At 71.0% G+C, this 11,005-nt stretch carries 9 protein-coding genes and 1 pseudogene; 3 read left to right on the forward strand and 7 right to left on the reverse strand.

Features of this window, described 5'->3' with window-relative positions; genetic code table 11:
• From FRZ03_RS09640 to FRZ03_RS09650, 3 genes are all read right to left on the reverse strand, one after another.
• On the reverse strand, positions 1 to 1,287 hold a 1,287-nt coding region (locus tag FRZ03_RS09640; RefSeq protein ID WP_261398798.1), incomplete at its 3' end, for a cytochrome P450 family protein.
• A gap of 81 nt (positions 1,288 to 1,368) precedes the next feature.
• Positions 1,369 to 1,551: a hypothetical protein gene (locus FRZ03_RS09645; RefSeq protein WP_146464754.1), complete on the reverse strand. Its 183-nt coding sequence runs from the start codon at positions 1,549 to 1,551 to the stop codon at positions 1,369 to 1,371.
• On the reverse strand, positions 1,548 to 3,488 hold the full coding sequence (locus FRZ03_RS09650; protein WP_146464755.1) for a S9 family peptidase: 1,941 nt from the start codon (positions 3,486 to 3,488) through the stop codon (positions 1,548 to 1,550). Before FRZ03_RS09650 ends, FRZ03_RS09645 begins: the two co-directional genes overlap by 4 nt.
• Positions 3,489 to 3,719: 231 nt before the next feature.
• On the opposite strand from FRZ03_RS09650, the gene FRZ03_RS09655 reads away from it, so the two are divergent.
• The 3 genes from FRZ03_RS09655 (at position 3,720) to FRZ03_RS09665 (ending at position 6,281) form a co-directional block, all read left to right on the forward strand.
• Positions 3,720 to 5,156, forward strand: a complete 1,437-nt coding sequence (locus FRZ03_RS09655) for an MFS transporter (RefSeq protein ID WP_261398799.1) — start codon at positions 3,720 to 3,722, stop codon at positions 5,154 to 5,156.
• Positions 5,153 to 5,410, forward strand: coding sequence for a hypothetical protein (locus FRZ03_RS38965; RefSeq protein WP_186785324.1), 258 nt, complete (start codon positions 5,153 to 5,155; stop codon positions 5,408 to 5,410). The genes FRZ03_RS09655 and FRZ03_RS38965 overlap by 4 nt, the downstream gene beginning before the upstream one ends.
• 379 nt (positions 5,411 to 5,789) lie before the next feature.
• Entirely contained in the window at positions 5,790 to 6,281 is a 492-nt protein-coding gene (locus tag FRZ03_RS09665) for a transposase (protein ID WP_261398807.1), read from the forward strand.
• Here the strand turns inward: FRZ03_RS09665 and FRZ03_RS09670 are convergent.
• The 4 genes and pseudogenes from FRZ03_RS09670 to FRZ03_RS09685 form a co-directional block, all read right to left on the reverse strand.
• A pseudogene (locus FRZ03_RS09670) lies at positions 6,173 to 6,469 on the reverse strand (transposase); the annotation flags it as partial. The gene FRZ03_RS09665 and the pseudogene FRZ03_RS09670 sit on opposite strands and share 109 nt — an antisense overlap.
• Before the next feature lie 487 nt (positions 6,470 to 6,956).
• Complete coding sequence (locus FRZ03_RS09675) at positions 6,957 to 7,169, reverse strand: hypothetical protein (RefSeq protein WP_146464756.1); 213 nt, start codon at positions 7,167 to 7,169, stop codon at positions 6,957 to 6,959.
• Between the two features lie 786 nt (positions 7,170 to 7,955).
• Complete coding sequence (locus tag FRZ03_RS09680) at positions 7,956 to 9,614, reverse strand: hypothetical protein (protein WP_146464757.1); 1,659 nt, start codon at positions 9,612 to 9,614, stop codon at positions 7,956 to 7,958.
• Between the two features lie 183 nt (positions 9,615 to 9,797).
• A protein-coding gene (locus tag FRZ03_RS09685) for an IS5 family transposase (RefSeq protein ID WP_146464777.1) occupies positions 9,798 to 10,705 on the reverse strand; the annotation gives its coding sequence in 2 pieces (ribosomal slippage) (positions 9,798 to 10,360 and positions 10,360 to 10,705; 909 coding nt in all).
• Positions 10,706 to 11,005 lie beyond the last annotated feature (300 nt).

The following is an 11,005-nucleotide window of genomic DNA, read 5'->3' on the forward strand; positions in this document are numbered from 1 at the left end:
GTGCAGGGTGAGGGGCAGCGTTTCCAAGCTGCGGAGCATCATCGTGTTGCGCCAGCGCAGGTCGCGTTCCTGGCAGGCCAGGGTGGTTTCGGGGAAGCGGGTGAGGAGTGCGGTGAGCGCGATTTCGGTCTCCAGCTTGCCGAGCAGGGCCCCGAGGCAGCGGTGGATGCCACCGCCGAAGGCGAGATGGCCGGTGTCCTGGCGGTCGAGGATGAGGCGGTCGGGGTCCTGGAAGCGTGCGGGGTCGCGGTTGGCTGCGCCGAGGGACAGCAGTACGAACTCGTCCTGCGGGATCTCCACTCCGCCGACGTTCACCGGCTCGGTGGTGAAGCGGGTGGTGGCCATACAGATGGGGGAGTCGTAGCGCAGGAACTCCTCGACGGCTCTGGGCATCCGGGTGAGATCGGCGCGCAGCCAGGCGGCCTGTCCGGGATCGCGCAGCAGCGCGAGGCAGGAGGTGCTCAGCAGGTTCACGGTGGTTTCGTGTCCGCCGATCAGCAGCAGGGCGACCATGCCCACGATCTCGTCGTCTGTCAGCTCCCCGCGCTCGCGGGCGGCCAGCAGCTCGGTGAGCAGATCGGCGGGACGGTCGTTGCGGCGGATGCGCCGGTCGGCGATGGCCAGGACGTACGAGCCCATCTCCTGAACGGCTCGCTTGAACGCCGTGTGGTCGCCCTCCTGGGTGACGATGGCGGTCGACCAGTTCCGGTAGAGGTCGCGGTCCTCGGGTGGGAAGCCGAGCAGTTCGCAGACGACGAGGATCGGCAGCGGGAAGGCGAAGTCACGTACCAGGTCCACCGTGGCGGTGGTGGTGCGGGTCGTGGGGCGCGCGGCTGCCGCGTCCAGCCCGTCGAGGAGTTCGAGGGTGATGCGCTCGACCATCGGCCGCATCGCCTCGACCCGCTTGCGGCTGAACGCCGCCTGGACCACGCGGCGGAGGCGGGTGTGGTCGGGCGGGTCGCTGCTGAGCATATGGGTGATCTCGGTGCCCAGGTTGACGCCCTCGACCTGGCTGTCGGCCAGGGCCTGGGCGCGCCGCAGATCCTGCGCGAAGCGGCGGTCGAAGAGCGCGGCCCGGACGTCGTCGTAGCGCGGGATGATCCACAGCCGCAGGCCGCCGTCGCTGTGCAGCACGGAGACCGGGGCCGATTGCCGCATCCTGGCCAGGGTCGGGTACGGGTCGCTGAGGAACGTCGGCGGGTTCTGGCGCGGTTCCGTCGTCTCGGGCTTGTCCGGCCGGGGACTGTTCGTTCGGGGTGCTGCCGTCGCTGCCGTAGCTGTGGTCATGATGTTTTCCTGTCCTCACCGGTACGGCCGGCGCCGCGGCGGGGTGCCGGGCGTGGCACCCCGCTGCGGCGCTGCTTGGGCTCACTGCAGAGGCGTCTTCTTCTCCGTGTTCTTCTTCGTGCGGGTGGTGCAGGTCCGCGCCGGGCCGTTCGGCCGGACCGGGACCGCCTGGTCCAGGGCGGCATGGGTGTTCGGCGGGATGATGAGGCCGCGCTCCCGCTCGGTGGCGCTGATGGGGTCGACGCGCAGTCCGTGACGCTTCATGGGGTTGACCTTTCTTCGGTGTGGTGGACGGGGTGGTGCGAGCCGGTCCGCCCGCTGGTGCGGCGGTCGGCGGTTCTGGGGGAGGCGCGCAGCGTGTCGTCGGCGTAGCGCACCATGGCGGCCCAGGCCGCGGCGTGTCCGGCGGGGTCACGGCCCACGTCGTGTCCGCCGCCGAGCCACCGGACGCGATGCGGGACGTCGCGGCGCCGCAGCGCGGCGAGATAGCGCTCGATCTGTTCCGGAGGGCACTTCTCGTCGTCCGCCGAGGCGGCGAGGAAGAGCGGGCCGCGTACGCGGCCCACATAGGTCATCGGGCAGGCCGCGCGATAGCGGTGTGGCACCTGCTCGGGGGTGCCGCCGAAGAGGCGGTCGTCGACCTCCCGCAGCGCCGGCGTCGTCGCCCGGTACGCCGCCGTGTAGTCGGCCACCGGGGCGACGGCCAGCCCCACGTCCCACAGCCGGGGCTGGACGCCCATCGCCAGCAGCGTCAGATAGCCGCCCCAGGAGTAGCCGCACAGGCCGGTACGGCCCGGCTCCGAGACTCCCGCGTCGATGAGGTGGCCGCGCACCGCGGCGAGGTCTTCGAGCTGGGCGAGGCCGACCCGGTGGCCGAAGTCGTCCCGCCAGCGGGGGCCGTAGCCCGTCGAGCCGCGGTAGTTGGTGCGCACCACGGCGAATCCGGCCCGGACCAGGGCCTCGGTCCGGGCGTCATAGGCGTCCCGGTCGTGGGTGTGGGGCCCGCCGTGGACGAGGAAGACCGTCGGCCAGGGGCGGTGGCCCGCCCCGAGGCCGGGCGGGGTGGCCACAAAGCTGTGGATCTGCCCGTACGGCCGACGGGTCCACAGCTCGCGGCGCCTGGATCCGGTCGTTCCGCCGGGCGCCGTGCCGCGGGACGCCGTCGTGGAGCGGCCGGAGCGGCCGGAGCGGCCGGAGCGGTCGGGACGTGCCGGGGGTTCCGGGTACTCCGCACCTTCCGCACTTTCCGGGTAGCAGATCAGTGGCCGGGGCGGTTCGCCGTCGCGGCTCCACAGGCAGTGGACGGTGCGGTCGGGTGCGCAGGAGAAGTCGATGATCGTGCCCTCGGGCGTGGGAAGCACCGTCGTCGTACCGCGGTCGAGGTCGGCGCGGAGCAGGCGGCTGCGTCCCGCCCGGTCCTGCTGGACCAGCGCCGTGCGGCCGGGCCCGTACCAGCAGGCGGTGATCTCCGTGTCGAAGTCGAGGGCGGAGCCGGGGCCGTGCGTACGGATCCCCTCGCCCTGCCGCCAGAAGGCCAGGGTGTAGCGGCCCGCGCGTTCGAGGACGAGCAGCAGTTCCGGCCGTGCGGTGGTGAGGTCCGGGCGGAAGCCCAGCGCCCACGCCGCGCCGCCGTCGCCGTCCCCCGCTGCGCCGGGGATGCTGTCCACGAGGACGCCGGAGGCCGGTGACCACAGCCGGACCGCGGCCGGTCCGGCCGGGTACCCCGCGGTGGCCAGCAGCCGGCCGCCGGGGGCCAGGCCCACCACTGCCGCATAGCCGGGTTCCTCGGCCACCAGGCGGGCGTGCTCGCCCGGCCGGCCGAGGTAGTACCGCGAGCGGTCCGCGACCCCGACGCCGACGGCGGCGAGGCCGCTGCGGGGGTCGAAGGCCAGGCCGTGCATCCGCCCGGCGGGTACGCCGTCGAGCGCCGGGCGCGGGTGCCCGCCCTCGAACGGCCCGCGCAGCCAGCGGCCTTGACCGCCGGGATCGGCGTCGAACCACCACAGGCCGTGGCCGTCCGGCTCGATGGCGGCGGTCTCCACACCCAGCGGTGCGGTGGTCACCTGGCGGCGCTGACCCGTCGTCAGGTCCCAGGCCACGATCTGCGGGAGACCGTCCACATACCGGGTCTCGACCGCTCGCCGTCCGTCGCGGACGGCGAAGGACGGGACGTGCACCGCCGTTCCGATACCGCCGCTCATCGCCGTCCCTCCCTTCATAGGTGTCCGCTTCCGCCGCCGGCGGCCTTGGCTGTGGTGGGCTCCGACGGCCATCACACTGCCGGACGGGCGGGCTGCGTGGCAGGGAAGAAAGCGCAGCGGCACCGGCAGTGGGCTACTGCCGGCCCTTCCCTGGCGCCGGACGGTGGACGGGCGACAGGGTGCGGGGGCGACCACATGGCCCGGACCCACCGAGGAGAAAGAGGCGACCCGATGACGATCGCGGCGACCCGGCCCGGCACAGCCCCCGTCCCACCCGGCGGAGCGCCGAACGGCACACCGGGCGGCAGGCCGAGCCGTGCGCTGACGGCGGTCTATGTCGCGGGCGCGGTGACGGCATTGGGCACCCAGATGACCATGCTCGCGCTGCCCTGGCTGGTGCTGGAGACCACCGGCTCGGCCACCCGGGCGGGCCTGGTCTTCGCGGCCCAGGTGCTGCCCATGGCACTGCTCGGCTTCGCGGGCGGAGAGGTCATCCAGCGCCTGGGCGCCCGCCGGACCATGGTCGTCTCCGATCTCGCCCGCGCTCCGGTGGTGGCGCTGATCCCGCTGCTGCAGACCCTGGGCGCGCTCAATCTGGCCGTCCTCGTGGCGATCGTCGCGGCGCTCGGGGCGCTGGCCGTTCCGTACTACGCGGCACAGCGGGTGCTGGCGATGGAACTGCTGAGCCCGCACGCCCGCTCCCTGGCCCGCGCCAACAGCGCGCTGGGAGGTGTGCAGAACGGCTCGGCGTTCGCCGGACCGGCGCTCGCAGGCGCGCTGATCCCGCTGGTGGGGACCACATCGGTGGTATGGCTGGACGCGGCCACGTTCGCCTTCTCGGGGTTGCTGCTGCTGCGCCGCGTCCCGGCAGGGGGTGGCGGGGCCGGGGGGTCCGCGGCCGGGCCCCGCGGCGTGTGGGCGGGGGTGCGGCATCTGTGCGGCGACTGGTTCCTGAGCCGGGCGATGCTGTCCACCGTGGTGTTCGGGCTGATGCTGCGGACCCTGATGATCACCATGCCGGTGCTGGCGTTCGCCCGGTTCGAGGGGGATGCCAGGGTCGGCGGCCTGCTGATCGCCGCCGTGGGCGCCGGTGGCCTGGTGGGCTCGGTGGCCGCCTATGCGCTGGCGGCACGGGTCGCCCCCGTACGACTCGCCTGTACGGCCCTGGTCTGGGTCGCTCTGCCCCTGTGGATGCTCCTGGTGCCCGTGCCGGCCAGCGTGCTCGTCGTCGCCATCGGCCTGTCATCGGCCGCCGTGCCCCTGGCGAACGCGCCGCTGATGGGCCTGCTCTCCGCCCGGCTGCCGGACGGCTTCGGGCCCAAGGTGTTGCAGGCGGTGATCACGATCGGCACCCTGGCCGGGCCGCTGGGCTTCCTGGCCGCGGGCGCCGTGCTGGACCGGGCCGGTGTCGCGGCGGCCCTGTGGGGCGTCGCCGCGCTCGCGACGTTCGGCAGCGGCAATCTGATCCTGGCCCTGCGCCGCCTCCAGGCCACCGAGGACCCGGACCTGGTGGCTCCTTCGAGATCCCGCCCCGTACTCCCTGCGCAAGACACCGGCGGTGACGGTCACGGTCCACGCCGAGAAATCCGCATATCCCGACACCCAGGAGACCGCCGACGACGTCCGTCTGCTCGTCAAGGTGTACGTCCAGCGCCTCCAGGCCGGTGACGCGACCGACCTGGCTCGTATCGGACGCTCCTTGGTACACCGGCCGTCAGCGGGCGGCGCGGGAACTGATCGACCGGTACGGCGCACATGCAGACGGACCGGTCGAGGCGATCGTCCAGGAGCCCGTGGTGCCGTACCTGGCCAACGTCGAACTCCGCTTCGGCGACGGGCAGCGGCAGACGCTGCACCTCAGTCGCGACCACAGCGACGTATGGTGGCTGCAACTGGGGGACGGTGACCCCAAGACGCCGTAGCCGACGCTTTCATGAAGCAGATCGACCGGCCGCCCGACATCGGAGACGGCCGGTCGATGTGCGTGCAGGCGGGGGCCGCCCGCCCTCTAGCGATCTTGGTGGGCGTGAGTTCGAGGTCGTCGACTCGGTCGGGTGATCTTCTGGCTGGCCGAGCATGAAAGCGGGGCCTCCCGCACAGCTCGTGGGTGTCGAATCCAGCCGAGCAACAGGAGGCTCCTGGTGCTGCAGTCTTCCGTGCGGGCGCCGGTGTGGTCCAACTCGGCTCCCCTGGCGTCTGATTGCCTCCTCACCGGTTCGGGAACGCCGGGGACCGGCCGCACAGGCGCCGAAGTATCCGTCCGGCATGAGCGACGCGGAGTGGGCGGTCGTACGCGACGCGATGCCGGTCCCCGGCTGGCTGGAGGGCCGCGGCGGGCAACCGGAGAGCTATTGCCACCGGCAGATGGTCGACGCGGTGCGCTACCTGATCGCGGGCGGCATCACCTGGCGGGCGATGCCCGCGGACTTCCCCGCGTGGGACCGCGTCTACGCTTTCTTCCGGCGCTGGCGGGACAAGGGCCTGACCTGCGAGTTCCACGACCGGCTGCGCGACCGGGCCCGCATCGTTGCGGGCCGGGATGCGGAGCCGACCGCAGCCGTCATCGATGCGCAGTCGGTGAAGGCAGCCGCGTCTGTCCGGCCGCGACCAGGGGCTTCGACGACGGGAAGAAGACATCCGATGCGAAGAACGTGTCAAGCAACGAGGGGCAGACGGGGTTCTCGCGTGGTCGGGAAGGCCACGGTTTCGCTGAACGGGACTTGGTGGGGCAGGCAGCCGATCAGCCGGTTGAACAGGTTCCTCTGGGCGGCTGTGTGGCGGTCTCCTGCTTGACGCCGGCGATCGTAGTGAGCCCGGGCTCCGTCCGAGTGGGCCATCGCGGAAAAGGCCCACATGTAGCCGATGCTGGCCAGTCTCTGGTTCTTGACCCTGCGGGCCACCACAGAGACGCACTTGCCCGACGCTCTGGTGACGGGGGCGGTGCCCGCGTACGCCTTCAAACCTCTGGCGTCGGTTGTCCGCGCAGAGCCTGGCTGGCTGCTGCACTCGCCGGGGGACTTCTGTGCGCTTGCGATCCGGCGCCCCACAAACCCTGCCAACTTCAGCTCGTGGTATTCGTCAATGACACGCTTCCCCGGCTGTCCTATTCGAGTGTGCCGACAGCCGTGGACGTGACTGTCATGACATGACTGGTCGACTCGCCCCGGGGAGCGCTGCGACCAACGGGTTTACTGGGGGGCCGGCCTCGGTCCCTGGCAAGTCCGGGATCTGCGTGGCCGGATCATGGGCTGGCTGGTCGTGGACACGCCGCGCCGTGAGTCCGGAGCCGTGTACTACCTCGGCGATGCAAAACCCCGGGTCGATAAGCCAACGACTCCACGCATCTCGCCACATCCCCCTCGCGCCGCTGAGCAACGCCCACGACGAGTCGTCAGCGGGGCAGACGTTGCCTGATGGGGCACTAGCGGCAGGCTTGGGCGACCACGTGGTCTACGAAGCCTGCCACCGTCAACCAGCGTCCCGTTCACGGGATCGGCGCCGCTTCGGTCGAGGGCGGATGTGGTCGAGGATGGCGCCCGCGGTCGTCACCACGCCAATCACCAACATGATGGCGGAAGCGATCCGCAGCATCCCCTCGCCATAGAGGGCCTGGTAGCCGAGCCAAGCCAGGGCAATGCAGCTCATCAGGCCGGTGCCGAATCTCTTCCAGCGCGGTTCCATGCGCCACTCCTGAGTCAGGTACGTCCGCGAGCCGGACTTCTGGAGTGTGGCATGGACCTGCTCGCTTCTCGTGTTCACCATTCTCCCCAGCACTCATCCTGTCCGCCGTCGACCCGCACACCGTGGAACGGGTGTAGCTCCTGTCGTCCAGGTGGAGCGCGCTGGCATGTGCCCTCCAGTGCAGTCCACCAGGCTGGGTTCATGTCTGGTCGTGGCGTCATTCATTCGCCGTCCGAGGCCGGAGGACGCCGCGTCACCGTCGACGGCGTGCTGGAGCCCCCTTACCTTTTTCGTGGCCTCGCAAGGAGGCTCCCGGCCTTCGGCCCCGGCATGACTTGAGCCCCCAGTCGACGATGATCGAAAAAGTGGTGTCACCGGGACCGAAGGCATTGGCAGACCGCTGATTAGGGGCACGAGCGCCGATCCCGGACCGGGATGGGCAGTCTCTTCGTAACGTGGATGCCGGCACGCTGATGCCGCAGGTAGGGCCGGGAAGAACGCGACTGGTCGGTCTGGGCCAGTTGGGCGGTCACGGGACCCGGCCCCGCCCGCCGAGACAAGCAGCATCATCGCGCGCCAATAGCGCACCGAACCGGTGCTGCCCCGGCGCGCGACCTGCTGTAGTTGCTGTCTCCTCCTGGTCGGTCGGTTTGCGTGCACGGACAGGCTCAGCCACCACGCCTTCAGTGATCGGACCGGGCGTCACCGCCCATCCAACTGTCGCGGTAACCAACCTGGCGAACCTTCACGGTCACAGCACCAGGCAGGCCGTGGTTGTGTTGCGGGTCAGCGGACGTCGACGTAGTCGGTGGCTTTGGTGCTCGCGAGGTAGTGGTCTCCGGTCTGGCGGCTGAGGGCGATGGCCCAGGTGCCGTCCTGTGTGGCGCTCACCTTGCCTTTGAGGTGGCCCTTGCCGTCGCTGCCCAGCTCACAGACGTAGTGGTAGGTGGTGGAGCCGCGCGGCCTGAAGTAGAGGCTGGGTGAGCCGTCGGGGATCGGCTTCCATTCGATGCCCTTTTTGTACTGGAGGGTGCCCGCGAAGCTGATCGGCTGTCCCTTGCGGACCGGGTCGGGGGAGGCGTGGAAGCCGGTGATGCGGGTGGCGTAGCGGTAGAGGTGCACCGGCTTGGTGGTGCTGGTTGCCAGGTCGGGGTTGCCGTCGAAGCGGGCGCGCCAGTATGCGTCGGTGTCCGGTTTGGTGAGGGTGCGGGCGAACGTCTCCGGGATCAGCGGTTTGTTGTGGCGGACAGCAACCGTGACGGTTGCGGCGTCCTTCCAGCCGGTCTTGCCGTCCTTGGAGTACTGCAGGGTGACGGTGGGCCTGGCGGGCCAATGGGCGCGGGTGTCTTCGAAATACACGTCGCCGCGGGCCGTCAGGGACCCGTCGTCGTTGAGGAACGCGCTCAGGCTGGTGCGGGTGGTGTAGGCGATGTGGAGGCTGAAGGGCTCGGTGGCACTCTGCTGGAAGGGCATCCCGCTGGTCCCCGCGATGATTTCGGCGTCCGGGGCGGCATTGTCCGAGGAGAGGCGCAGGGTGTAGTCGCCCCGCTCGTCCGTGGTCGTGCGCCCGGCCACGACCGCGTCGTCCTGGACGGCGACCGGGGTGTGCGGCAGCGGCTGCCAGCCCGAGGCGGTCTGGATCTCCGCGTGGCCGGTGACGGTCCCCGTCGCGCCCTGGTGCAGGTCCAGGGTGTGCGCGCTGGCCGAGAAGCGGACCGGTGCCTGTGCGGTGTGCATGCTCTCGGGGTACGTCGGCGGGGAGACCGCCCCCGGGTAGCCGCTGGAGGCCTCGGGCGTGGTGTACAGCTCGAAGGACGGCTCGGAAGGGACGAAGACGGCGGTGAAACGGCCGTCGGCGCCGCTCGTCGCGCGCGTGTGGACGTGCCCGGCGTCGACGGCGACGGTGACGCCGGGGGCTGGAGCCGGGGCGTTGGGGTCGCGGGGGTCACGGGCGACGACGGTGCCGCCGACGGAGACTTCCTGGTGGAGGAAGTCCGGCACGTCCGGAGTGGCGGTGAGGCCGGTGACCGTGAGGACGGTCTGGTAGTGCAGGGTGTGCGGCGAGAGGGCTGCGGTGACGGTGGCGCCGGAGGCGTCCTGCAGATCGACGGTCACCCGGTAGTCGCCGAGTTCGGCCAGGTGCACCGGCGCCCGCCAGGTCCCGGAGCGGGCGTCTGAGCCCGAGTACTGGGTGAAGTCCGCGGTCGATCCGGCCTCCGGGGCCCCGTCCGGTGCGCCCAGGGGATAGAAGTGGGCCGTGATGCTGATGAGCGGGTTGTCGGAGTGCGCCGTGACGAAGAGCAGGCCCGGCTCGTACCAGTCGCTGGCGTCGGATAGGACCGGACCGCCTGTGGTGCCGTCCGCCCACGCCGGGGAGGTTCCCGTGAACAGGGATGCGGACAGGGCGGTCGCCGTGGCCGCGGCCAGGAGGGTGCTGCGTCTCATGTCGGATTCCAGTCAGGAGGTGGGGTGCGGGCGGGAGTGCGGAGGCCCTGCGGGCCGCGCCGCGTGCCGTGGCGGGCTCGCCCGTGGGTCGGATGGCCGGCTCAGGAGCCCCGGCCGGTTGTCACAACGCGCTTTGCGGCGCGAGCTCATGAGTGCGGTCCACCGAGAGGTTGGAGCTGGGGCCTAGGTTCTGTCTGACAAATGATCTTGGGTAGGTTCCCGGAGCCAGAGGATGAGCGAGGCGAGGCGGATGCCGGCCTTGTAGCGGTCGGCGAGTTTGTCGAAGCGGGTGGCGATCGCGCGGAACTGCTTGAGGCGGTTGAAGCAGCGTTCGACGACGTTGCGAGCCTTGTAGAGGTCGCGGTCGAAGGCCGGTGGTCTGCCGCCGGCCCGGCCGCGCCGCTTCCGGTTGGCCTTCTGGTCCGCCCGTTCGGGGATGACGGCTCGGATGCCCCGGCGCCGCAGCGTCTGTCGGATCGCCCGTGACGAATACGCCTTGTCGGCGATGACCGCGTCCGGCCTGCGGCGCGGCCGACCGACACCGGCCCGGGGCACTCTCACCGCGTCCAGGACCGCCTCGAAGGCGGTGGAGTCGTTGACGTTGCCCGGTGTGACCAGGACGGCCAGGGGCAGGCCCCGGCCGTCACAGGCGAGGTGGACCTTGGTGGTCAGCCCGCCGCGGGACCGGCCGAGCGCCTGACGATCCGCCGCGCGTTCCGGATCTTCCAGTTCGTCCCCCGACACCGCCCCTTTTTGCGGGCGCCGGCGGCATGCTGGTGCGCACGGTTGATCGTGGAGTCGACCGACACGGTCCACTCCACCGCCCCGACCGAGTCGTCGCGGACCTGGACCTCCTGGAGCAGGCGGGCCCAGGTCCCGTCCGCCTCCCACCGGGCGAACCGCTCATAGACCGTCTGCCACGGCCCGAACCGTTCCGGCAGGTCACGCCACGGAGCACCCGTCCGCAACCGCCACAACACCCCGTTCATCACCTGCCGGTGATCCCGCCAGGGACGACCCCGCCCGTCAACACCCGGCAACAACGGCGCTATCCGCTCCCACGCCGCATCCGTCAACTCGCCACGACCCACCACAAGATCAATTATCAGACAGACCCTAGTGCTGCGACCGGAAGGGTTCACCGGCTCGCGGCGTCCGGCACGGCACCTCGCCGCGTTGTCGCATCACCCGAGTACATCCAGTACGCGGGTGATGCTCCGCCTTGCGATGCACCGCACCGGACGCCGCGAGCTTCCCGGCAAACCTTTCCGGCCACAGCACTAGTAGGACTCCGTTAGGTCTCTGTGGTTCTGGCTGCTCGGTGTCTGGTCCGGATGCGGGGCAGGGGCTGGTGGCAGGTGGCACAAATGCCGCTCCAGCAGTTCAGCAGG

This window comes from Streptomyces misionensis, assembly GCF_007896895.1.
GTDB classification, from domain to species: Bacteria; Actinomycetota; Actinomycetes; order Streptomycetales; family Streptomycetaceae; genus Streptomyces; species Streptomyces misionensis_A.